The sequence below is a fragment of the Microbulbifer sp. ABF4_143 genome, assembly GCF_056160225.1.
The window spans coordinates 42,680-65,533 of sequence record NZ_JBSWWT010000019.1 but is presented as its reverse complement, the minus strand read 5'-3'; the positions used below and the strand labels follow the sequence as shown (position 1 = coordinate 65,533).

The following is a 22,854-nucleotide window of genomic DNA, read 5'->3' as shown; positions in this document are numbered from 1 at the left end:
CGCCTGCAAGCAGACTTCTGCGCACAGATTGAAAGGGCGGGCCGGGTGTCCGCCTTTTTTGCTTGCAGCCGGCCTGGGCGGGCGAACACAAGCTTCGCCGCCGCAGTTTGGGTCCGATATGATCCGCGTATGCAGTGGTTTTGGGCGGGATTGATCGCGGCCGTGGGCCGCTCCTACAGGAGGGGATGGAGACTGTGTTTACTGTTGGGTTGACCGGTGGTATCGGCAGCGGCAAGTCGGCGGCGGCGGACTGTTTCCGGGCGCTGGGTATCGATGTTGTGGATGCGGACTGGGCGGCTCGGGTGGTGGTGCAGCCGGGGCAGCCGGCGCTGGCGAAGATTGCCGAGCACTTTGGTGCCGGGGTGCTGCTGGAAAACGGCGAACTGGATCGGGCGCGCTTGCGCAGGCTGGTGTTCGACAACGCCGACGAGCGCAAGTGGCTGGAGGGATTGCTGCACCCGCTGATCCGCGGGGAGATAGTGCGGGCGCTCGAGGCCAGCGGCAGCGCCTATGGGATTCTGGAGTCGCCGCTGCTGATCGAGTCCGGGCAACATGAGCTGGTGGACAGGATCTGCGTGGTGGATCTGCCGGAAGAGCTTCAGGTCGAGCGCGCCAGCGGGCGGGATCACAGCGCGCCGGAGCAGATCCGCAAGATAATGGCGGCGCAGCTGCCGCGCGCCGAAAGGCTGGCCAGGGCGGACGATGTGCTGGACAATGCCGGCGACATGGCGAACCTGAAGGCGCAGATAGAACCGCTGCACCGGAAGTACCTGCAACTGGCAGCATCGAAGAAGTGAAGTTTATGGCGAAAGATACCCCCACCCTCAACTGCCCCACCTGCAAGAAACCGATCGAGTGGAACGCGCAATTCCCGCACCGGCCTTTCTGCAGCGAGCGCTGTAAATTGATCGATCTGGGGGAGTGGGCCAGCGAGGGGCACAAGATTCCGGGGGAGCCGGCTTTTGACGATGTGTTGAGTGGGGAGTTGGATCAGTCCAAGACCCGGCATTGAGGACTATTGCCCTTCTCCCGACGATCTCCGGCCATTCGCCTGCAGGCAGGCTCCTACGGCGGGCCTGCGGCCCGCTTGCCGTGGGGCGTTCCCGGGATCGCGGCCAACGGCCGCTCCTACAGGGGAGCCGGGGGAGCCGCAGCCCGGATGGCCTGGATAATCTCCCGGTTGGCGTCCGGGAACTGGTATTGGTCCAGGTCTGACACTGCCACCCAGGCGGTCTGCTGCCCTTCCCGGCCGTGCGCCTCGCCTTCGAAACTCGTGACCCACCAGGTGTCCAGCAGCACCGTCTTTTCCGGGTAGTCGTGGCGGACTTCCACCAGCGGCTGCAAGTCCATGACCTCTATCGCGACCTCTTCGCGCAGCTCCCGCGCCAGGGCCTGCTGCACCGTCTCGCCCTCTTCCACCTTGCCGCCGGGGAATTCCCAGCGGCCACCCATATGCAGATGCTCGGGACGGCGGGCGATCAGGATCTTGCCGTCGGCGCGCCGCACCACACCCACGGCCACATGGATCACTTCGCCCATCGACTGCGCCTCAGGTCCGGTATTCGGCGTTGATCGTGACATATTCGTGGGAAAAATCGCAGGTCCAGATATGTTCGCAGCAGTCGCCGCGGCCGAGATCGACGGCGATAGTGAACGCCGGCCTGGAGAAGACCCGCTCGCCGGCCTCCTCCGTATAGCCCACCGCGCGGCCGCCGGCTTCGACCACCTGCACGTCGTCCAGATAGATATTCACCCGCGAAGTATCCAGCCCCTGGATACCGGCGTTGCCTACGGCCATAACCAGGCGGCCCCAGTTGGGGTCCGAGGCGTAGAGGGCGGTTTTGACCAGCGGGGACTCCCCCACCTCGAAGGCCACGCGCAGCGCCTCCTCGCGGCTGCTGGCGCCGCGGACCTGCACAGTCACGAACTTGGTCGCGCCCTCTCCGTCGCGGACTATGGCCTGGGCCAGCTCGATATGCACCTCGATGATCGCGGCCTTCAGCCGCCGGTAGTCGGCACTGTGCGGGTCGTCAATGCGCGGGCCGGTGGCGCCGCTGGCGATCAGCACGCAGGCGTCGTTGGTGGAGGTGTCGCCGTCGACGCTGATGCGGTTGAAAGATTCATCCACCGCCTCTCTGACCAGTTCGTCCAGCAGCGGCTGGGCGATGGCCGCATCCGTGGCGACATAGGCGAGCATGGTGGCCATATTCGGCTGGATCATGCCGGCGCCCTTGGCGATGCCGGCGACACGGATCTGCTCTGAGCCGATGTCGACGCTGCGGCTCGCGGTCTTGGGTCGCGTGTCCGTGGTCATGATCGCGCGGGCGGCGCTATCCCAGCCGTTGCCGCTCAGCGCTGCCGCGGCGGACGGAATCGCCTCGACGATCTTCTGCAGCGGCAGGTGTTCGCCGATCACGCCGGTGCTGAACGGCAGCACCTGTTCCGCGCGGATATCCAGTGCCTCGGCCACGGCCGCGCAGCAGGCGCGGGCATCGCTCAGGCCGCGTTCGCCTGTGGCGGCGTTGGCGTTGCCGGCATTGATCAGCAGCGCGCGGATATTCCCGCTGCGGATATGTTCTTTCGCAACGGTGACCGGGGCGGCGCAGAAGGCGTTTTGCGTGAAGGTGGCGGAGACGGATGCGCCTTCGCCGATCTCGATCAGCAGCAGGTCGTCGCGCTGCCAGTTCTTGATCCTGGCCGGAACGCTGGCGAGGCGGATGCCTGGAATCTGGGGAAGAGTGTCTTTGGGCATGAATGTGATTCACAGGATGGGCGGAGCGCAGCGGCCCATCGGCGTCCTTTGATGGGCACGCTGCGCTCTGCCCATCCTACGGCGGGCCCTGGGTCCGGGCCCTCGCCCCATCCCCTCTCCCGCAAGTGGGAGAGGGGGAAACGGGGGGGCGATCAGGTTGAGGAGGTGGAAGAGGCCAGCTTGCCGTGGCACTGCTTGTACTTCTTGCCGGACCCGCAGGGGCAGGGATCGTTGCGGCCGACCTTGGGGCCGCGGCGCTCCGGCATCGGCTGCGCCTGTTCCGCGGCCTCGGCGCCGGGGATGGCCGAGGCCTGGGCGTGCTGCAGTTCCAGCTGCTGCTTGCGCTGCTGTTCGAGGCGGCGGCGCTCCATCTCCTCCATTTGTTCGCGGGTCATCGGCTCAACGTGGGCGAGGATGCGCACCACCTCGTGCTTGAGATTGTCGAGCATGCTCTGGAACAGGTGGAAGGACTCGCGCTTGAACTCCTGCTTGGGGTTCTTGTTGGCGTAGGCGCGCAGGCCGATACCGGCGCGCAGGTGGTCCATGCTGGACAGGTGTTCCTTCCACAGCTGGTCCAGCACCTGCAGCATGATCTGGCGCTCGACCGTCGGCATCAGGTTGGGGTCGCCGGAGGACTCGGCGATCCGCGCCACCTTGGCCTGGTAGGCCTCCTGGGCGGCAGAGACTATCTTCTCGCGCAGACTCTCCTCGTGCAGGGTGCGGTCCTCGTCCAGCCACTGCTGGATCGGCAGCTGCAGGCCCAGCTCGCCGGCCAGCTGCTTCTCCAGGCCGGGGATATCCCACTGCTCCTCGACGCTCTGCGGCGGCACGAAACCGGAGATAATCTCGTTGACCACATCCTCGCGGATGGCGGCGATGGTGTCGGAGATATTGTCCGCCTCCAGCAGCTCGTTGCGCTGGCTGTAGATCACCTGACGCTGGTCGTTGGCGACGTCGTCGTATTCCAGCAGCTGCTTGCGGATATCGAAGTTGCGGCCCTCGACGCGGCGCTGGGCCTTCTCGATCGCATTGGAGACCATGCGGTGCTCTATGGCCTCGCCCTTCTCCATGCCCAGCATCTGCATAAAGTTCTTCACCCTGTCTGACGCGAAGATACGCATCAGATTGTCTTCCAGCGACAGGTAGAAGCGGGTCACCCCCGGGTCGCCCTGGCGGCCGGCGCGGCCGCGCAGCTGGTTGTCGATGCGGCGGGACTCGTGGCGCTCGGTGCCGATGATGTGCAGACCGCCGGCCTCAATGACCGTATCGTGGCGCTTCTGCCAATCGGCCTTGATCTTCGCGATCTCGTCTTCGGTGGGCTCGCGGCCCTCCCTCTCGCGCAATTCGTTGACCTCGGCCTCCCAGTTGCCGCCGAGCACGATATCGGTACCGCGGCCGGCCATATTGGTGGCGATGGTGACGGTGCCCGGGCGGCCGGCCTGGGCGATGATCTGCGCCTCGCGCTCGTGGTACTTGGCGTTCAACACCTGGTGCTCGATCTTGGCCTTTTGCAGCCGGCGCGACATCTCTTCCGAGGTCTCGATGGAGGCGGTGCCGACGAGGACGGGGGCCTGCTTGTCGCGGCAGTATTTGATGTCCTCGATGATCGCTTCCATCTTCTCTTCTTTGGTCAGGTAGACCAGGTCGTTCAGGTCCTCCCGCTGCACCGGCTTGTTGGTCGGGATGACCACCACGTCCAGGCCGTAGATCTGCTGGAATTCGAACGCCTCTGTGTCGGCGGTGCCGGTCATGCCGGCCAGCTTGGGGTAGAAGCGGAACAGGTTCTGGAAGGTGGTGGAGGCCAGGGTCTGGCTCTCGCTCTGGATCTGCACCTTCTCCTTCGCCTCCAGCGCCTGGTGCAGGCCCTCGGAAAGGCGGCGGCCGGGCATGGTGCGGCCGGTGTGCTCGTCGATCAGAACCACCTGGCCGTTCTGCACTATGTAGTCCACGTCTTTGTGGAACAGCACATGGGCGCGCAGCGCCGCGTGCACATGGTGCAGCAGGCCCAGGTTGCCCGGCGCGTAGAGGGACTCGTCCTCTTTCATCAGGCCACTGCGCGACAACAGCTCTTCGATCAGCTGGTGGCCGTCTTCGGTCAACTCCACCTGGCGGGTCTTTTCGTCCACCGTGTAGTGGCCCTCGCCGCCCTCTTCCGCGCGCTGCAGTTTCGGCACCAGCTGGTTCATGGCCAGGTACAGGTGGGAGGAGTCCTCGGCGGCGCCGGAGATGATCAGCGGCGTGCGCGCCTCGTCGATCAGGATGGAGTCCACTTCGTCGACGATGGCGAAGTTCTGCGGGCGCTGCACCCGGTCTTCCTTGCGCAGTACCATGTTGTCGCGCAGATAGTCGAAGCCGAATTCGTTGTTGGTGCCGTAGGTGATATCGGCCTGGTAGGCCGCCTTCTTTTCCTCCGGGTGCTGCTGGGACACGATGACGCCGACACTGAGGCCGAGGAATTCGTACACCGGGCGCATCCAGTTGGCGTCGCGCGTCGCCAGGTAGTCGTTCACGGTCACGATATGCACGCCCTTGCCTTCCAGCGCATTCAGGTAGGCGGGCAGTGTCGCGACCAGTGTCTTGCCCTCACCGGTGCGCATCTCGGCGATGCGCCCCTCGTGCAGGGTCATGCCACCGATCAGCTGTACGTCGAAGTGGCGCAGTCCCAGGGTGCGGCGGCTGGCTTCGCGCACCGCGGCAAAGGCCTCCGGCAGCAGCTGGTCCAGGGTTTCGCCGTCGGCCAGGCGCTTCTTGAACTCGTCCGTCTTGGCCTTAAGCGCGGCGTCGTCGAGCTTCTGGTAGTCCTCCTCCAGCGCGTTGACCTTCGCCACTACGCGGCGCATGCGTTTCAGCTCGCGGTCATTTTTTGAACCGAAGACCGATTTAATCAGTTTGCCAATCATTATCTAGAAACCACTTAATCTTATTTGCGCGGCCCGCCCTGGGCCGGGGAATTCGACACCAACGCTCGAGTGAATGAGGGGTGCAAGTAAACAGGAAGGCGCCACGACTAGCAACTCCCCCAAAGCCGCGGGCGCGCTCGGGGGATTGCCAGTGGTGGCGCAGTATTGAGGATAGATGTTATCTGCCGGTGCGGCGGATATAGGTGGCCGGGTCGACCGGGCGGTTGTTCTTGTACACCTCGAAGTGCACATGGGGACCGGTGGAGCGGCCGCTGGAGCCCATCAGCGCAATTACCTGCCCCTTCTTGACCACGTCGCCCAGCTTGACCTTGATCTCGCTGTTGTGACCGTAGCGCGTCGTGTAGCCGTTGCCGTGGTTGATCTCCACCAGTTGACCGTAGCCGTAGCGCTCCTCGGCCCAGGTCACGACGCCGGCGGCGACGGAGACCACTTCGGAACCCATTTTGCCGGCGAAATCCACGCCCTTGTGCCAGGTACGGCGGCCGGTGAAGGGATCGGTTCGATAGCCGTAGCGGGAGGACATCCAGCCGCGGCTGATCGGGCGGCCGGCGATAAACTGCTCGTCCTGCAGCTGGCGCTTGGCCAGCAGCGTCTCGAGCGTGTTGAGCTGCATCTGGCGGTCGTCGATCTGTTCGGACAGTTCGTCGATCACCTCGAGGAATTCCGGCGGCTGATAGGGCAGTTCGGAGGCGCCGGCAATGCCGGGGTCTTCCGGGCCGCCCAGCGCCGGGGCGCTGCCGAACTGGAATTCGCCCTCATCGAGTTTGGCCGCGATGGTCAGGCGCTCGCCGAGTGCGTCCAGGCGGGTCAGGCGCGCCTGCATTTCCGCCAGCTTGACCGTCAGCGCGGTCAGCTGCTCGCGAGCCTCGCGATCCGCCGCCTCTATCTGCTGCTGCTGCTTGCGCAGCGCCTTGCTCCAGGCCTTGGCGGTGCGGGAGTCGAAGACATCGGTTTCGGCCACCGGCAGGTTGGCGCCGATCAGAAAGGCGCCGACGGGCAGGCCGAGCAGGCACAGGCCCAGCAGCGCCCTGCTCAGGCCGCCAAAGCTGAAACTGCGTGTACCGCCGCGTTCATTGACTAGAATTACTTTCATAACAGGCGCGTGAAATTCGACAGTTTGTTGTTTTCGTTAGCTCTGTTGCGAAGTCCGGATAACCGCTTCCATGACTCACTCTCACGCCTTTCCAATGGCAGTTCAGCCGACCAACCTATCCAATGTAACACCGGCCGACTGACAAAAATTGTTACGAACGCACATTTTGGAGGCGCGGAGCCAGTCTCGCCCCCACAAATTCGGATCGCCAGACAGCAAAAAGCCGGCAACTCTCGCGCCGGCTTTTGCACTCTGGCTCAGACAGCCAGTATTGGCTTGACGTAGGAAATCGGCGCTTCCTGCTCGTCTTCGAAGGTCACCATCTCCCAGGCATCTTCCCGCGCCATCAGGGTGCGCAGGGACTTGTTGTTCAGCGCGTGACCGGACTTGTGCGCCTTGAACTCGCCGATCAGGCTGGTACCCAGCAGGTACAGGTCGCCGATGGCGTCCAGGATCTTGTGTTTAACAAATTCGTCTTCGTAGCGTAACCCGCCCTCGTTCAGAATACGGTACTGGTCGATAACGATGGCATTGTCGACACTGCCGCCCTGCACCAGCCCCTTGGAGCGCAGGTACTCGATCTCGTGCATAAAGCCGAAAGTGCGCGCGCGGCTCACCTCCTTGACGAAGGAGGTGCTGGAGAAGTCCACCGATGAGGACAGATTGCGGCCCTGGAACACCGGGTGGTCGAAGTCGATCGTGAAAGACACCTTGAAACCGTTGAACGGCAGGAAGCTGGCCACCTTGTCGCCCTCCTCCACGGTCACCGGCTTCTTGATGCGCAGGAATTTCTTCGGCGCCGACTGCTCCTGGATACCAGCGGACTGGATCAGGAAGACGAAGGGACCGGCGCTGCCGTCCATGATCGGCACTTCCTGGGCGGACAGCTCGACAATCGCGTTGTCGATGCCGAGGCCCGCCATCGCGGACAGCAGGTGCTCGACGGTGGCGATGCGCACGTCGTCTTTGACCAGCGTCGTGGACAGCAGTGTGTCGCCCACATTCTCCGCCCGGGCTTCGATCTCAACCACCGGATCCAGGTCGGTCCGGCGGAACACAATGCCGGTGTCCACAGGCGCCGGCTTCAGGGTCAGAACGACCTTCTTGCCGGTGTGCAGACCTACGCCGGTGGCGCGAATAGCATTCTTGAGAGTGCGCTGTTTGATCATGAAACTGTCTTTTCCCCGTCGGTGGGCGGCACAGGAGCCGCAGCGAGCCGGCGATCATAGCAGAAATATTACGCCAAAACCAGTTTTGGACTGACGGTCATTTCGCTTCGTCGCCCCATGTTTTCAGAATAGCTCAGCGCGAAGACTGCTGCGCCACGCCAGTACCTTTGACTGCATTGTAAGGCGCACTGCTGCAAATTCGCCGTTAAATATTGTTAACCCGGGACATGCCCGGGTTAACAACATTTCCGACCAATTGGTCAGCCTCTGAACCGCCCGCCGTCGCGGCAATTGCCGGCCGCCCCGCGCGCAGGGGATGGCCGGTGGACATGAGCGGTGTATACGCCGCTTGGCGCGGCGGTTCAGCTGCCGCTAGTCCGCTTGGCGGCGCAGGAAGGCGGGGATATCCAGATACTCCATATCGGTATCCGCCGGGTTCAGCGCCGGTGCCGGGCGTTTCGGGCGCTCGCTGTCGACGCGCGGGCGGCCGTCGGCGGCTTCGCGCGCGGACAGGCCGGCCGGATTGCCCTGGCTCTCGCGGGCCTCGCGCCCCTCGTGCAATTGCGGGCGGCGGGTGTTGTCCACCACCTTGGTCGGGCGCGCGGCCTGCTGCACGCCCTCGCCGAGACCCGCGGCGACCACGGTCACACGCATCTCGTCGCCGAGCTTGTCGTCCACGGCGGTGCCGATCACGACGGTGGCATCGTCGGAGGCGATCTCCTGCACGATTTCACCCACTTCGGAGTACTCGCCCAGGGTCAGCTCCTGGCAGCCACCCTCTTCACTGCCGGTGATGATGTTCACCAGGATGCCGCGGGCGCCCTGCAAATTGACGTTGTCCAGCAGCGGGCTGCGCACAGCCTTTTCCGCCGCCTCGCGGGCGCGGTTCTCACCCACCGCGGAGCCGGAGCCCATCATCGCCATGCCCATCTCGGACATCACGGTGCGCACGTCGGCGAAGTCCACGTTCATGATGCCGGGGCGGATCATCAGGTCGGCGATACCCTGCACGGCGCCCAGCAGCACATTGTCGGCCTCTTTATAGGCGGCCTTCATCGTGATCTTGTTGCCGAGCACTTCCAGCAGGCGGTCGTTGGGGATGGTGATCAGGGAGTCGACCTTGTCGCGCAGTTCGAGAATACCCTCTTCCGCCACCACGGAGCGCTTGCGCCCTTCGATCTTGAACGGGCGGGTCACCACCGCCACGGTCAGGATGCCCAGGTCCTTGGCGATCTCGGCGACGATGGGCGCACCGCCGGTACCGGTGCCGCCGCCCATGCCGGCGGTGATGAACACCATATCGGCGCCCTGCAGTACTTCGGCGATGCGCTCGCGGTCCTCCAGTGCGGACTGGCGGCCCACATCCGGATTGGCGCCGGCGCCGAGGCCGCGGGTGATATTGTTACCCAGCTGCAGAATGGTGCGCGCCTGGATGTCTTTCAGCGCCTGGGCGTCGGTATTGGCACAGATAAAATCCACGCCCTCCACTTCGCTGGCAATCATATGCTTCACCGCATTGCCGCCGCCGCCGCCGACACCAATCACTTTGATGACAGGCTTGTCCTGTACGCTATCGACTAGTTCGAACATCTCTGTTCCCCTTTTTTGCTCATGTCAAAATTTATAATTCGGTCCCTAAAATTCCTCTGCCAGGGGTGCCTCCGGCACCGCGCCTGGCCTTAGGTGCGCGAGGCGCACCGCAGATACGATTAATCCATCACTCCCTTTCCATTGTTCCGCTTCCCTACAGATTGCCTCTGAACCAGTGCTTTACCTTGTCCCACCACTGGTTTTCGTTGCGCGCCGGGCGCTGTTTGTTCTCGCCACTGTCCTCTTCCCGCATCGCGTACATCAGCAGGCCCACGCCGGTGGAGTAAATCGGGTTGCTGACGATATCGGTCAGGCCGGCAACGCCCTGGGGTACCGCGAGGCGCACCGGCATGTGGAATATCTCCTCCGCCAGCTCGACCGCGCCCTCCATCTTCGAGGAGCCGCCGGTCAGCACCACACCCGCCGCACAGAGGTCTTCGAAACCGCTGCGGCGCAGCTCCGCCTGCACCAGCGTGAACAATTCGTCGTATCTGGGCTCCACCACCTCCGCCAGCGCCTGGCGGGACAAATCCCGCGGCGCGCGGTCGCCGACACTGGGCACCTTGATGGTCTCGCCCTCGCGCGCGAGCTTCGCCAGCGCGCAGGCGTATTTGATTTTCAGTTCCTCCGCGTGGGGCGTCGGCGTGCGCAGGGCCATCGCGATATCGTTGGTGACCTGGTCGCCGGCAATCGGGATCACGCCGGTGTGGCGGATGGCCCCGCCGGTAAACACCGCGATATCGGTGGTGCCGCCGCCGATATCCACCATGCACACACCGAGTTCCTTTTCGTCGTCGGTCAGCACCGCGTAGCTGGAGGCCAGCTGCTCGAGGATGATGTCCTCCACTTCCAGGCCGCAGCGGCGGATGCATTTCTCGATATTCTGCGCCGCGTTGACCGCGCCGCTGACCAGGTGCACCTTCGCCTCGAGGCGCACGCCGGACATGCCGAGCGGCTCCTTGACGCCCTCCTGGTTGTCGATCAGGAATTCCTGCGGCAGCGTGTGCAGAATTTTCTGGTCCGCCGGAATGGCCACGGCGCGCGCCGCGTCTATGACCCGGTCCAGATCCTGCTGTGTCACCTCGCGGTCCTTGATCGCGACTATGCCGTGGGAGTTCAGGCTGCGGATATGGCTGCCGGCAATACCGGCGTAGACCGAGTGAATCTCACAGCCGGCCATCAACTCCGCCTCCTCTACCGCGCGCTGAATCGACTGCACGGTGGACTCGATGTTAACCACCACACCTTTTTTCATTCCCGTGGATCTGTGCGAACCGATACCGACAATATTCAGTTCGCCGTCGTCGGAGACTTCGCCGACGATCGCGACCACTTTGGAAGTGCCGATATCCAAACCCACGATCATGCGGTGATCGGATGCTTGTGTCATTTTATCTACCAACCTCGCTGAACTGTGCTCCGGGCCGCATTCCCAATAACGGACCAGGGCACAGCGTTCGCTTTTAAATTTTTTTGTTGTCGCGGCCTGTGCACCGCGCTACGTCTTACTCTTTATCGTCTTTCCACCGCACCGCCACCGCATTGCTGTAGCGGGTATCCACCCTGGATACCTTCGCCAGATGTGGCGCCAGCACGCCGCGGCTCAACTGCAGGAAGCGGTTGACCCGCTCCAGCAACTCCTCGTGCCCCAGGTGCAACTCCACACCGGAGACCAGTTCCAGCTGCCAGCCTGCCAGGTCGTCGAAAGACAACCGCTTCACTTCCATATCCCGCGTGGTCAGCAGGCCGGCGAGGGCCTGGTACTGCGCCACTATGCGCTCGACCAGCTCCTCGTCCCCCGCCAGCGCCGGCAGGCGGCCGGTATTCATCTGCGCCGGCCGCGGCAGCAGTTCGCCGCTCGCCACCAGCAGTTTGTCCTCGCCCCAGGCCGCCAGCGGCTGCGCCTCCTGCACCGCCACCTCGACTCCGCGCGGCCAGCGCCGGCTCACCGAGGCTGCGGTTATCCAGGGGTTTTCCTCCAGCGCCTCGCGCATAGCGCGGATATCCAACGAGAAGAACCCCTCCTGCAAATAGGGCAGCAGGATCTCCTCTATCTGCCGCTGGGTCACCGCGTTAAACGGCCCCTTGACCCGCACCTGTTCCAGCGCGTCCACCCGGCTCAGTTCCTGCACCGGAACCCGCTGCCACAGCCACAGGCCGCCGTAACTGAGCCCCGCCAGGGCGCCGATGGCCAGCACTACCAGCAGCAGCGGCCGCCAGTTGCGCCCCGAGCGCCCGCCGCGCTCCGCAATCGGGCGCGCGCCGCGCACTTTTTTCTTTTGATGGGCACGAGCCATTACCCCCCGTTCCTCTCGCCGAGGCGCCACTTGGCCAGCTGCTGGGCCAGCGCGCCCACGTTGCCGGCACCCTGGGTCAGCACTATATCGCCCGGCTCGAGCAGATCCGCGAGAACCGGCGGCACCTGTTCGATGGTCTCGACAAAAATCGGATCCACCTGGCCGCGGTTGCGCAGGCTGCGCGCCAGGGTGCGGCCGTCGGCACCGGGAATCGGCGCCTCGCCGGCGCTGTATACGTCGAGCAGTATCAGCTTGTCCACCTGCGACAACACCTGCACAAAATCCTCAAACAGGTCGCGGGTGCGCGTGTAGCGGTGCGGCTGGTAGATCATCACCAGGCGCCGCTCGGGCCAGCCGTCGCGCACCGTCTTGATGGTCGCGGCCACTTCCCGCGGGTGGTGACCGTAGTCGTCCACCAGCATGACCTTGTCCGCGCTCTCGTCATCGCTGACGGCGTAGTGGCCGTAAATCTGGAAGCGGCGGCCGACCCCCTGGAAGCCCTTCAGCCCCTCGCGGATCGCCTCGTCACCGATGCCCTCGTCCGTCGCCACCGCAATCGCTGCGGTCGCATTCAGCACATTGTGAATGCCCGGCGTATTGACGCAGACATCCAGTTTCTTGCCGTCCGGGCGCTGCACGCTGAAGTGGCTGCGCAGCGGTTCCTGCCGGACGTCGACGATGCGGTAATCGTTGCCCTCGTCGAATCCGTAGGTGACCACCGGGCGCGAAAACTTCGGGATCACTTCATTGATATGCTCGTCATCCCCGCAGACCACCGCCAGCCCGTAGAACGGCAGGTTGTGCACGAAGTCGATGAAGATCTGCTTGACCTTCTCGAAATCGCCGCCGTAGGTCTCCATATGGTCCGCGTCGATATTGGTGATCACGGTGACCATCGGCTGCAGGTGAATAAACGATGCATCGCTCTCGTCCGCCTCGGCGATCAGGTAGCGGCTCTCCCCGAGCGCCGCGTTGGCGCCGGCCGCATTGACCAGGCCGCCGATCACGAAGGTCGGATCCTTCTTGTCCGCGGCAAAAATCGATGCGATCAGGCTGGTGGTGGTGGTCTTGCCGTGGGTGCCGGCCACCGCGATGCCGTAGCGGTAGCGCATCAGCTCGCCGAGCATCTCCGCGCGGCGCACCACCGGAATGCGGTTTTCGTGTGCCGCCACCAGCTCCGGGTTGTCGCCGTGTACCGCGGACGAGTTCACCACCACATCCACGTCGCGGATATTTTCCGCGCTGTGGCCTATCTGTACCTTTACGCCCAGCTTGCGCAGCCGCTCGGTCACCGAGGACTCGCGCAGATCGGAACCGGACACTTCGTAGCCCTGGTTCTGCAGCACTTCGGCGATACCGCTCATACCCGCGCCGCCGACGCCGATAAAGTGAATACGGCTGACGCGGCGCATCCTGGGTACGCTGTAGCTGTTCTGTGCTGTCACGGCTTTTGCAGACATTCTCTGATTCACTCTTGTGGGACGGGCAAAGAAGCGACATGCCCGCCCTGTGTTTCTATCCGGCCACTGCCAACTCTTCGCCGCAGGCCGCCAGTACCTGCTCCGTCGCGTCGATTTTCGCCACGCGGCGCGCCGCCTCGGCCATCGCCAGCAGCTTCTGCGGCTCGGCAAACAACTCTTTCAGCAGCCCGGCGAGTTTTTCCGCATCCAGCGCGTCCTGCTGAATCACTATGGCTCCGCCGGCCTGCGCCAGCCATTCGCCGTTCTTGGTCTGGTGGTCGTCGATCGCAAACGGGAAGGGCACCATGATGGCTCCTACGCCCGCTGCCGCGATTTCAGAAACTGTCAAGGCGCCGGCGCGGCAGATAATCAGATCCGCTTCGCTGTAGGCCGCCGCCATATCGGCGATAAAGGGCACCACCTGCGCGTCCACATTCGCCAGGCGGTAGGCCTCGCGGGCCACATCCAGATGGCGCTTGCCGGCCTGGTGCACGATGCGCGGGCGCAGTTCCGGCTCCAGCAGGGAGACGGCCTGGGGCACCAGTTCGTTGATGGCCACGGCGCCGAGGCTGCCGCCCAGTACCAGCAGGCGCAGCGGCTTCTCCTTGCCGATGCGCATCTGCGGCTCCGGCAGTTGTGCTATCTCGCTGCGCACCGGATTGCCCACCTGCTGCCCGCGCGGCAGTCCGCTCGGGAAGGCCTCCAGCACGCGGCTGGCGATGCGTGCCAGCAACCGGTTGGTGGTGCCGGCCACCGCGTTCTGCTCGTGAATAATCAGCGGTATGCCGCCGAGGCGCGCGGCGACGCCGCCGGGTCCGGTGGCGAAGCCGCCAAAACCGAGCACCGCATCCGGCTGCACCTTCTTCACCACCGCGCGCGCCTGCGCGATCGCGCGCGCAATCTGCAGCGGCGCCTTCAAAAGCGCCAGCTTGCCCTTGCCGCGCACACCCTCGACGGTAATAAAGTGCAGCGGTATATCCGCTTCCGGAATCAACTGCGCCTCTATGCCGCGCTCAGTACCCAACCACTCCACCGCCGCGCCCTGCGCCTGCAGCGCTCTGGCCACCGCCAGGGCCGGGAATACGTGACCGCCGGTGCCGCCGGCCATCAGCAGAAACTTTTTACCCGAAAATCCGCCGGAAAACGGCGCACTACTCTCAACCATCAGGCCGCCTCCCCTTTCAGTGTGCGATCCCCCACCTGTAGCGGATTGAAGATCGGCAGTTGTCGAATATTGCCCAGACCCGGTTTTTCGCTGTTGCCCTGCCGGCGCAGCTCGGTCTGCAGGCGCAGCGCCAGCGCGAAGAGCGCGCAGCAGATCACCTGGCTGCTGCCGCCGAAACTGACGAACGGCAGTGTCAGCCCCTTTGTCGGCAGCAGGCCGGACGCCACCCCCATATTCACGAACGCCTGGCCAGCCAGCAGTACCGCGATGCCGAAAGCCAGCAGCGCGGCGAAGAATTTCTGCTGCGCGAGTGCCTCGCGCACCAGCCGCAGCAGCGACCAAGTGAGGGCGACGAAAAGCCCTATCACCACCAGCCCGCCGGCGATGCCCCACTCCTCGGAGAGGATGGCGAAAATAAAATCCGTGTGCGCCTCCGGCAGGTAAAACAGCTTCTGCACACTGTTGCCGAGGCCGACACCAAACCACTCGCCGCGGCCGAAGGCGATCAGCGACTGAGTCAGCTGGTAGCCGCTGGCGAACTGGTCCCCCCAGGGGTCCAGAAAAGTCATCAGCCGCTGCAGCCGGTAGGGGCTCACCAGCGCCATCAGCGCCAGGCCGCAGGCCGCCGCCGCCACCAGTACGAAGGTGTGCGGCAGGCGCGCGCCGGCGAGGAAAACCATCGCCAGCACGGTGCCGGAAATCACCACCACCGAGCCGAAATCCGGCTGCAACAGCAGCAGCAGTGCGACTATGCCGAGAATGACCACCGGCACCATAAAACTGCTCCAGTGGCGCAGCTGCTGGTTGCGGCGGGTCAGGAAGCTGGCGAAAAACACCAGCAGGCAGAATTTCGCCACTTCCGCCGGCTGTACGGTAATCGAGCCCAGCGCCAGCCAGCGGCGGCTGCCGTTGACCTCGCGCCCTATGCCGGGAAGCAGTACCGCCATCAACAGCAGGCAGGAGAACAGCAGCAGCGGCCACGACAGGCGCGACCAGACCGACAGGGGCACCTGGCTGACCACCAGCGCCGCCGCGGCACCCACGCCCAGATAGATCAGATGGCGCCTCAGGAAAAACCAGGGGTCGCCGTACACGTCCGCCGCGTAGGCGATGGACGCCGAAGCCACCATCACCACGCCGATACTGGCCAGCGCCAGCACGCAGAACGGCAGCAACCAGTCGAGGTTCCGCTCTTCCCGCATCTGCTCCGGCACCCGGCTCATCCGGCACCTCCCAGCGCCGCAACCGCGCGGCGGAAGTCGTCGCCGCGCGCCTCGAAATTGCGGTACATATCGAAGCTGGCACAGGCCGGCGACAACAGCACATAGTCGCCGCGTTTCGCCAGCGCGCGCGCCTGGGCCACGGCGTCATCCATCGACAGGGCGCGGTAAACTGCGGTTTTGCCCTCGAACACCCGCGCTATCCGGTCGCCGTCGACACCGATGGTGACCAGTGCGCGCAGCGCGCCGGCGGATTCCGCCAGCGGCGAAAAGTCGGCGCCCTTGCCGTCGCCGCCGGCGATCAACACGATTTTGCCGGTCTCTGTCGCCAGCCCCTCCAGCGCCGCGCGGGTGGCACCGACATTGGTGCCCTTGGAATCGTTCACAAAGGTGATGCCGTCCAGGTCCGCGACCCGCTCGCAACGGTGCGGCAGGCCGTTGAAGTCGCGCAACGCCGACAGCATCGCCGCCATCGGCAGGCCGACCGCATTGCCCAGCGCCAGCGCCGCCAGCGCATTGGCGATATTGTGCTTGCCGACCATCGCCACTTCGCTGACCGGCAGCAGCTTTTCCATACCCTGCACCAGCCACTCTTCCCCACCGGCTTTCTTCAGGCCGAACTGCTGCAGGTCCGGCTCGTCCAGGCCGAAACTCCACTCGTGGCTGTCGCGGGACAGGGGTCCGCGGGTCAGTGGGTCCGCGCGGTTGACCACCAGCTGCTTGGCGTTGCGGTAGATCCGCTGTTTGGCCCGGTGGTAGTCCGCCAGCGTCTCGTAGCGGTCCATATGGTCCGCGCTCAGGTTCAGGATCGTGGCCACATCCGCCGCCAGCGAGTAGGTGGTCTCCAGCTGGAAGCTGGACAGCTCCAGCACGAACAGCTGCGGCAGCGGTTGCGCCAACAAATCCAGCACCGGCACGCCGATATTGCCACCCACGCGCGTGTCCACACCGGCCTTCTCCGCCATCAGCCCGACCAGGGTGGTGACGGTGCTCTTGCCGTTGGAGCCGGTGATCGCCACGACTTTCGGCGGCTGCTCAAATCCTGCCAGTTCGCGCGCGAACACTTCGATATCACCGATAACCGGAACACCGGCGTCTATCGCCTGCTGCAGCGCAGGCTCGGCCAGCGCTACGCCGGGGCTGGCAATAATTTCGCTGGCGGCGAGCATCGTCTCCGGGTTCAGCGGGCCGGTTTCCACCGGCACCTGGGGAAATGCCTCGCGGAAGGCGTCCAGGCCCGGCGGCTGTTCTCGGCTGTCCGCGACCAGCGGAGTAAAACCGGCACGCAGCAGGAAGCGCACCACCGATAGACCGGTGGCGCCCATGCCGATTACCACTTTTTTCTCCGAGGTCGCGATCAAAGCCATTCGCTTATCTGCTTATTTATCCAATCTCTTTTTCGCCAGGAGCCCCCACAGGCTCCGATTCAATCCTGCAACTAGCGCAACTTGAGGGTCGCCAAGCCCGCCAGCACCAGCACCACGGTGATGATCCAGAAGCGCACGATAACCCGCGGTTCCGGCCAGCCCTTCAGCTCAAAGTGGTGGTGCAGCGGCGCCATACGGAAAATACGCTTTCCGGTCAGTTTGAAAGACGCCACCTGCAGGATCACCGACACGGTTTCCATCACGAAGACGCCGCCCATAATGAACAGCACGATTTCGTGGCGGGTGATGACCGCGATGATGCCGAGCGCGGCGCCCAGCGCCAGCGCGCCCACATCCCCCATAAACACCTGCGCCGGGTAGGTGTTGAACCACAGGAAGCCGAGGCCGGCGCCGCCCAGGGCCGCGCAGAATACGGCGAGCTCCCCCGCGCCGGGGATCGACGGAATATGCAGGTAGTTGGCGAACTCCACGTGGCCGGCCAGGTAGGCGATAAGCCCCAGCGCACCGCCGACCATGACCGTCGGCATGATCGCCAAGCCGTCGAGTCCGTCGGTCAGGTTCACCGCGTTGCTGGAACCGACCACGACGAAATAGGTCAGCAGGATAAAAAACACCGGCCCCAGATTGATCGCCACATCCTTGAAGAAGGGCACGAAGAACTGGGTCTCCGCCGGGCTGGTCGCGCTGAAATACAGGTAGATGGCCGCACCCAGACCGGCGACCGACTGCCAGAAGTACTTCCAGCGCGCGATCAGACCGCGCGGATTCTTGTGCACCACCTTCTTGTAATCGTCGACGAATCCAACCGCGCCGAACACGAAGGTCACCAGCAGCGTGACCCACACATAGCGGTTGGAGAGATCCGACCACAACAGCGCCGAGGAAAAGATCGAGGCCAGAATCAGGGTGCCGCCCATGGTCGGCGTGCCGGACTTGCTCAGATGGGTCTGCGGCCCGTCGTCGCGCACCGCCTGCCCCACCTGCAGCTGATTCAGCCAGGTGATCATGCGCGGGCCGACGACCAAGGAGATGCCCAGCGCGGTCAGGGCTCCCAGGATGGCGCGCACGGTCAGGTAGTTGAACACCGCAAAGGTGCTCACGTGTTGTTGCAGAATTTCCGCCAGCCAGAGCAGCATTATTTATCCTCTTCTCCGTTCCCGCTCAGCGCCTGCGCCACCAGTTCCATACGTGCGCTGCGGGAACCTTTCACCAGCACGGTGGTGTCTTTATTCAGTTCGTGAACCAACGCCGCGACCAGCGGCTCCCTGTCCCGGTAGTTGTGCAGCGGCAAATGCCTTCCCGCGCTGAAGGCGACGCTGGCGGCGGCACCCAGCGGGCCCAGGGTAAACAGGGCGTCCAGCCCACGCTCTCGCGCCAGCTCGCCCATCTGCCGGTGCATTGCCTCTGCATCCGCACCCAGCTCGGCCATATCGCCGAGCACCAGGATTTTTCTTCCCGGGCGCTGCGCCAGCAGTTCTATCGCGGCGCTGACAGAGCCCGGATTGGCGTTGTAGCTGTCGTCGATGATAGTCGCGCCCCTCAGGCCGCGACTCTCCTGCAGGCGGCCCGCCACACCGCCCAGCTTGCCGAGGCCGCTGGCGATTTCCGCCGCCGGCACGCCGGCGGCGAAGGCGCAGCCGGCGGCGACCAGTGCGTTGTGCACATTGTGCTCGCCGAGCAGGCGCAGCTTCACCGGGTGGGCCAGGCCCTCGATCACCAGGTCGAAGGACGGGCAGCCGCTCTCGTCCAGCGCGATATTGTCGGCGCTGATCGCACAGGGGTGCCCGAGCCCAACCTCCAGGGTGCGCACGCCCTCGGGCATACGCTCGCGCCAGTAGTTCGCGTAGCCGTCGTCGGCGTTGATCACCGCGGTGCCGCCCACTTCGAGGCCGGTATAGATCTGCCCCTTGGCCTTGGCGATTGCGTCCACGGAACCGAAGCCCTCGACGTGCGCCGGCATCACATTGTTGACCGCGCTCACCTGCGGCCTGCCGATACTGCACAGGTAGCCGATTTCATCCGGCCCGCTGGCACCCATCTCCAGAATCAGCACGTCGTGCTCCGGCGCCAGCCCGAAGAGTGTCATCGGCAGGCCGAACTGGTTGTTCAGATTGCCGCGGGTCACGCAGGGGGTGTGGCGCTGGGAGAAGATGGCCGCGAGCATCTCCTTGACCGTGGTCTTGCCGCAGGATCCTGTGATCGCGATGACGCGCCCCTTGAACTGTTCGCGGCAGAGCCGGCCTATCTGCCCCAGGGCGACGGTGGTGTCGGCCACGCGCCACTGCGGCAGCTTGCAGCCGGGCACTTCCCGCTCCACCACCAGGCCCAGCACCCGCCCCTCCAGTTCGCCGACAAAGTCGTGCGCATCGAAGTGCTCCCCTTTCAGGGCAACAAACAGGGCCTGCGGATCCAGCTTGCGGGTATCGGTGCACACGCGCTCGAACTGCACCGAACCGTTGACCAGCTCGCCACCGAAGCGCCCTTGTAACTGTTGCAGGGAGAGCGGACTGATCACTCGGCTTCCCCCTGTGTTTCTCCGGCGCGGGCGCCGGCGCGCCGCTGCAGCGCGGCGGCGGCCTGTTCGCGGTCGCAGAAGTGAATTTTTTCACTGCCGATAATCTGGTAGTCCTCGTGCCCCTTGCCGGCGATCAGCACTATGTCGCCCGGCTCCGCGGCACTGACCGCACGCTCGATCGCTGCGGCGCGGTCGATTTCCACCTCGATGTTGCTGGCCGCGCCCTCGAGGATATCGTCGATGATTTTCTGCGGATCCTCGCTGCGCGGGTTGTCGCTGGTGACGATGGCGCGGTCCGCCATCTCCGACGCGATACGCCCCATGGGCGCGCGCTTGCCGGTATCGCGGTCGCCGCCGCAACCGAACACACACCAGAGCCTGCCGCGGCAGTAGGGACGCGCCGCCGCCAGCGCCGCGCGCAGCGCGTCCGGGGTGTGGGCGTAATCCACCAGCACACCCACGTCTCCGTCGGCACCGTCGGCCCTGACCCGCTCCATGCGCCCCGGCACCGGTTTGATGGCCGGGAAGGCGGCCAGGATATCCTCGAGGGGCATACCCGCCGATGCCACCGCGGCCACCACCGCCAGCGCGTTGTGGATATTGAAGTCGCCGATCAGCGGTGCCGTCAGCTCACCACTGCCCCAGGGCGTGGTCAGCCGCACGGAGAAGCCGCCCTCGTGACGGCGCAGGTCGGTGACGTGCAGATCCCCCGCCTGCAGGCCGTAGGTGATGACCTTCAGGTTGCGCAGTTTGCAGCGCTCCGCCAGCTGCGCGCCGAAGGGGTCGTCCAGATTGATAATGCCGCGCTTCAGTTTCGGCAGGCCGAACAGCTTTTCCTTGGCGGCGCCGTAGGCGGCCATATTGCCGTGGTAGTCCAGGTGATCCCGCGACAGGTTGGTGAAAATCGCGGTATCGAAAATCAGCCCGTGCACACGCCCCTGTGACAGGGCGTGGGACGACACCTCCATCGCCGCGGCGCGCACGCCGCGCTCGCGGAAGGCGGCGTAGTCCGCCTGTAGGCGCACCGGGTCCGGCGTAGTCAGGCCCGTCTCCTCGAGCGCGATCTCGCCGTCGCTCCAGACGCCGTTGCCGATGGTGCCCATCAGCGCGGCGCTGCCGAAGTGGCGCGCCAGCAGCTGTGAGGTCAGATAGGCACAGGTGGTCTTGCCGTTGGTGCCGGTCACCCCCACCAGGTGTATCTGCTCGGTGGGGTTGCCGTGGAAGCGCGCCGCTATCTCGCCGACGCGCTTGGCCAGGCCGGGCACGCTGACCACCTGTACACCGTCGCGCTCCCGGCACGCCAGCTGATCGCCGTCGGCGAGCACCGCGGCCGCGCCGGCACCGATGGCCGCATCTATATATTCGCGTCCATCCACGACGGTGCCGCGCAGGGCCATAAACACGTCGCCCGGCTGCACCCGGCGGCTGTCCAGCGCCACACCGGTCACCGCCACGTCCGGAATACCGGCGTAGCCGGGCACCAGATCTTTCAATGAAACCTTGCGCTGACTCACGACTTGTTACCTCTTTTGTCTTGTTCAGCCAATTGCCTGGCCAGCTGCTGTTCCGCCGGCGCAAACTCGCTCGGCGGCACCTGCAGCAGGCGCATGGCGCCGGCCATGACCGAGCCGAACAGCGGCGCGGCCACTTCCCCACCGTAGTATTTGGCGCGGCTCGGTTCGTCGATCACCACCACCGCCGCCAGGCGCGGCCTGTCGGCGGGAATAAAGCCCGCGAACACCGAGCGGTAGCGGTTTTCCGCGTAGCCACTGCGGCCCACCTTGTGCACTGTGCCGGTCTTGCCGGCCACCCGGTAGCCCTCCACCGCGGCGCGTTTACCGGTGCCGCGCTTACCGATCACCGTTTCCAGCATCGCGGTGACCTGTTCGGCCAGCTCGCTCTCGACCACCCGCTCCGGTTCCGCCGCCGGTTTGTCGGCGGACAAAACCAAAGAAACCGGGCGCTTGAGCCCGGCGTTGGCCAGTACGCTGTAGGCCTGGGCCAGCTGCACCCCGTTCACTGTTAAACCGTAGCCGAAGGCGAAGTTGGCCCGCTCGATTGGGTGCCAACGGCTGCGGCTGGGCAGTATGCCCGCCGCCTCGCCGGGGAAACCGCTGCCGACGGCCTCCCCCAGCCCCAGTCGGTAAAAGAGTTCCCGCAGCGAGTTTGGTTCCAGATCCAGGGCGATTTTTGTAATGCCCACCTGGCTCGACTTGGTGATGACGCCGGTCAGGTCCAGCCGGCCGTAGTTCACCGGGTCCACCAGCGTCTTGCCCGGCACGCGGATATAGCCGGGGCTGGTGTCGATCGGCGTGTGCGGCTGGTAGCGGCCGCTCTCCAGCGCCGCCAGTGCGGTCAGCGGCTTGACCGTGGAGCCCGGCTCGAACTGGTCGATCAGGGCGCGGTTGCGCATCGCCGCGGCTGTGACGCCGCGGCGGTTATTGGGGTTGAACGAGGGCTGGTTGGCCATCGCCAGCACATCACCGCTCCTGGTGTCGAGGATCACCATAAAGCCGGACGCGGCGCCGTTCTCGGCCACCGCGCGCTTCAGTTCACGATAGGCCAGATATTGCAGGCGCATATCGATGGACAGGCGCAGATCGCGCCCCGGGCGCGCCTCGCGCTTGGTGGCCAGGTCCTGCACCGTGCGCCCCTTCAGGTCCTTGACCACCTGCTGCGCGCCCGGCTGACCGGAAAGCCAGTCGTCGTAGGCCAGCTCCAGCCCCTCCTGGCCGCGGTCGTCGATATTGGTAAAGCCCAGCAGCTGCGCCACCACCTCGCCGGCGGGGTAGAAGCGGCGGTACTCGCGCTTGCTGTAGACGCCGGCCAGATCCAGGCGCAGCGCCCGCTCGGCCTGCTCCGGCGCCAGGTGGCGGCGCAGGTACATGAACTCCTTGTTGCGGTACTTCTGCAGGCGCTTGGCCAGCGCAGAGGGCTTCATCTCAAGCGCCGCTGCCAGTTTGCGCAGCTCGTCGGCGCCGGCCTCGCGCAGCAGCTGCGGATTGGCCCAGAGGCTTTGCACCGGCGTGCTGACCGCGAGCAGCTCGCCGTTGCGGTCGACGATGGAACCGCGGTAGGCGGCGATCTCCTCGGTGCGAATGGTGCGCGCGCGCCCCTGATCCTGCAGGAAGCGGTAGCCGCGCTCGGCCTCCGGCAGCACCTGCAGGCGCGCCAGGTGGAACACCAGAGCCAGGGCGAGCAGGCACAGCAGGGCCGCCACCAGCGCGAAGCGCCAGCGGGCGATACCCGGTTGAATCTGCTGTTTCTTGACTGCGCCCATGGCG

At 65.0% G+C, this 22,854-nt stretch carries 18 protein-coding genes; 2 read left to right on the top strand and 16 right to left on the bottom strand.

Annotated elements, in window-relative coordinates; genetic code table 11:
* Positions 1–185: 185 nt before the first annotated feature.
* Together coaE and yacG are read left to right on the top strand one after the other, a co-directional pair.
* Entirely contained in the window at positions 186–797 is a 612-nt protein-coding gene (coaE, locus tag ACXAF3_RS14590; protein WP_475113048.1) for a dephospho-CoA kinase, read from the top strand.
* A gap of 5 nt (positions 798–802) precedes the next feature.
* On the top strand, positions 803–1,012 hold the full coding sequence (gene yacG, locus ACXAF3_RS14585; RefSeq protein ID WP_475113047.1) for a DNA gyrase inhibitor YacG: 210 nt from the start codon (positions 803–805) through the stop codon (positions 1,010–1,012).
* A gap of 116 nt (positions 1,013–1,128) precedes the next feature.
* Here the strand turns inward: yacG and mutT are convergent, their stop codons facing one another.
* From mutT to ACXAF3_RS14505, 16 genes are all read right to left on the bottom strand, one after another.
* Positions 1,129–1,539, bottom strand: a complete 411-nt coding sequence (gene mutT, locus ACXAF3_RS14580) for an 8-oxo-dGTP diphosphatase MutT (RefSeq protein WP_475113046.1) — start codon at positions 1,537–1,539, stop codon at positions 1,129–1,131.
* A 10-nt stretch (positions 1,540–1,549) separates the two neighbouring features.
* Positions 1,550–2,752, bottom strand: a complete 1,203-nt coding sequence (gene argJ, locus ACXAF3_RS14575) for a bifunctional glutamate N-acetyltransferase/amino-acid acetyltransferase ArgJ (protein ID WP_475113045.1) — start codon at positions 2,750–2,752, stop codon at positions 1,550–1,552.
* 152 nt (positions 2,753–2,904) lie between these two features.
* Positions 2,905–5,652: a preprotein translocase subunit SecA gene (secA, locus tag ACXAF3_RS14570; protein ID WP_475113044.1), complete on the bottom strand. Its 2,748-nt coding sequence runs from the start codon at positions 5,650–5,652 to the stop codon at positions 2,905–2,907.
* Positions 5,653–5,830: 178 nt separating this feature from the next.
* On the bottom strand, positions 5,831–6,766 hold the full coding sequence (locus ACXAF3_RS14565) for a M23 family metallopeptidase (RefSeq protein WP_475113043.1): 936 nt from the start codon (positions 6,764–6,766) through the stop codon (positions 5,831–5,833).
* 257 nt (positions 6,767–7,023) lie between these two features.
* Entirely contained in the window at positions 7,024–7,935 is a 912-nt protein-coding gene (lpxC, locus tag ACXAF3_RS14560; RefSeq protein WP_475113042.1) for a UDP-3-O-acyl-N-acetylglucosamine deacetylase, read from the bottom strand.
* Between the two features lie 372 nt (positions 7,936–8,307).
* On the bottom strand, positions 8,308–9,525 hold the full coding sequence (ftsZ, locus tag ACXAF3_RS14555) for a cell division protein FtsZ (RefSeq protein ID WP_475113041.1): 1,218 nt from the start codon (positions 9,523–9,525) through the stop codon (positions 8,308–8,310).
* A 154-nt stretch (positions 9,526–9,679) separates the two neighbouring features.
* On the bottom strand, positions 9,680–10,915 hold the full coding sequence (gene ftsA / locus ACXAF3_RS14550) for a cell division protein FtsA (RefSeq protein WP_475113040.1): 1,236 nt from the start codon (positions 10,913–10,915) through the stop codon (positions 9,680–9,682).
* 115 nt (positions 10,916–11,030) lie between these two features.
* The gene (locus tag ACXAF3_RS14545; RefSeq protein ID WP_475113039.1) at positions 11,031–11,822 is read right to left on the bottom strand and encodes a cell division protein FtsQ/DivIB; all 792 of its coding nucleotides are present in this window, start codon (positions 11,820–11,822) and stop codon (positions 11,031–11,033) included.
* Positions 11,822–13,267, bottom strand: coding sequence for a UDP-N-acetylmuramate--L-alanine ligase (murC, locus tag ACXAF3_RS14540; protein ID WP_475113058.1), 1,446 nt, complete (start codon positions 13,265–13,267; stop codon positions 11,822–11,824). Before murC ends, ACXAF3_RS14545 begins: the two co-directional genes overlap by 1 nt.
* A gap of 70 nt (positions 13,268–13,337) precedes the next feature.
* Complete coding sequence (murG, locus tag ACXAF3_RS14535) at positions 13,338–14,447, bottom strand: undecaprenyldiphospho-muramoylpentapeptide beta-N-acetylglucosaminyltransferase (protein WP_475113038.1); 1,110 nt, start codon at positions 14,445–14,447, stop codon at positions 13,338–13,340.
* Complete coding sequence (gene ftsW, locus ACXAF3_RS14530) at positions 14,447–15,670, bottom strand: putative lipid II flippase FtsW (protein ID WP_475113037.1); 1,224 nt, start codon at positions 15,668–15,670, stop codon at positions 14,447–14,449. Before ftsW ends, murG begins: the two co-directional genes overlap by 1 nt.
* A complete protein-coding gene (gene murD / locus ACXAF3_RS14525) occupies positions 15,667–17,034 on the bottom strand; it encodes a UDP-N-acetylmuramoyl-L-alanine--D-glutamate ligase (RefSeq protein ID WP_475113036.1) in 1,368 nt (455 codons plus the stop codon). The genes ftsW and murD overlap by 4 nt, the downstream gene beginning before the upstream one ends.
* Positions 17,035–17,105: 71 nt before the next feature.
* Complete coding sequence (mraY, locus tag ACXAF3_RS14520; RefSeq protein ID WP_475113035.1) at positions 17,106–18,191, bottom strand: phospho-N-acetylmuramoyl-pentapeptide-transferase; 1,086 nt, start codon at positions 18,189–18,191, stop codon at positions 17,106–17,108.
* Positions 18,191–19,570 carry a UDP-N-acetylmuramoyl-tripeptide--D-alanyl-D-alanine ligase gene (locus ACXAF3_RS14515; RefSeq protein ID WP_475113034.1) on the bottom strand — a complete coding sequence of 460 codons (1,380 nt, stop codon included), beginning with the start codon at positions 19,568–19,570 and terminating at the stop codon, positions 18,191–18,193. Before ACXAF3_RS14515 ends, mraY begins: the two co-directional genes overlap by 1 nt.
* The gene (locus tag ACXAF3_RS14510) at positions 19,567–21,084 is read right to left on the bottom strand and encodes a UDP-N-acetylmuramoyl-L-alanyl-D-glutamate--2,6-diaminopimelate ligase (RefSeq protein ID WP_475113033.1); all 1,518 of its coding nucleotides are present in this window, start codon (positions 21,082–21,084) and stop codon (positions 19,567–19,569) included. Before ACXAF3_RS14510 ends, ACXAF3_RS14515 begins: the two co-directional genes overlap by 4 nt.
* Positions 21,081–22,850 (bottom strand): peptidoglycan D,D-transpeptidase FtsI family protein, encoded by a 1,770-nt coding sequence (locus tag ACXAF3_RS14505; protein WP_475113032.1) that lies wholly within the window; start codon positions 22,848–22,850, stop codon positions 21,081–21,083. Before ACXAF3_RS14505 ends, ACXAF3_RS14510 begins: the two co-directional genes overlap by 4 nt.
* Positions 22,851–22,854: the final 4 nt, after the last annotated feature.

Bases quoted from the DNA above. Each gene is read 5' to 3' on its own strand.
- yacG (WP_475113047.1), top strand. From the start codon at position 803: ATGGCGAAAGATACCCCCACCCTCAACTGCCCCACCTGCAAGAAACCG.
- ACXAF3_RS14505 (WP_475113032.1), bottom strand. From the start codon at position 22,850: ATGGGCGCAGTCAAGAAACAGCAGATTCAACCGGGTATCGCCCGCTGG.
- ACXAF3_RS14565 (WP_475113043.1), bottom strand. From the start codon at position 6,766: ATGAAAGTAATTCTAGTCAATGAACGCGGCGGTACACGCAGTTTCAGC.
- ACXAF3_RS14545 (WP_475113039.1), bottom strand. From the start codon at position 11,822: ATGGCTCGTGCCCATCAAAAGAAAAAAGTGCGCGGCGCGCGCCCGATT.
- coaE (WP_475113048.1), top strand. From the start codon at position 186: ATGGAGACTGTGTTTACTGTTGGGTTGACCGGTGGTATCGGCAGCGGC.
- murD (WP_475113036.1), bottom strand. From the start codon at position 17,034: ATGGCTTTGATCGCGACCTCGGAGAAAAAAGTGGTAATCGGCATGGGC.
- ftsA (WP_475113040.1), bottom strand. From the start codon at position 10,915: ATGACACAAGCATCCGATCACCGCATGATCGTGGGTTTGGATATCGGC.
- secA (WP_475113044.1), bottom strand. From the start codon at position 5,652: ATGATTGGCAAACTGATTAAATCGGTCTTCGGTTCAAAAAATGACCGC.
- mutT (WP_475113046.1), bottom strand. From the start codon at position 1,539: ATGGGCGAAGTGATCCATGTGGCCGTGGGTGTGGTGCGGCGCGCCGAC.
- argJ (WP_475113045.1), bottom strand. From the start codon at position 2,752: ATGCCCAAAGACACTCTTCCCCAGATTCCAGGCATCCGCCTCGCCAGC.
- ftsW (WP_475113037.1), bottom strand. From the start codon at position 15,670: ATGAGCCGGGTGCCGGAGCAGATGCGGGAAGAGCGGAACCTCGACTGG.
- murG (WP_475113038.1), bottom strand. From the start codon at position 14,447: ATGGTTGAGAGTAGTGCGCCGTTTTCCGGCGGATTTTCGGGTAAAAAG.
- lpxC (WP_475113042.1), bottom strand. From the start codon at position 7,935: ATGATCAAACAGCGCACTCTCAAGAATGCTATTCGCGCCACCGGCGTA.
- ftsZ (WP_475113041.1), bottom strand. From the start codon at position 9,525: ATGTTCGAACTAGTCGATAGCGTACAGGACAAGCCTGTCATCAAAGTG.
- mraY (WP_475113035.1), bottom strand. From the start codon at position 18,191: ATGCTGCTCTGGCTGGCGGAAATTCTGCAACAACACGTGAGCACCTTT.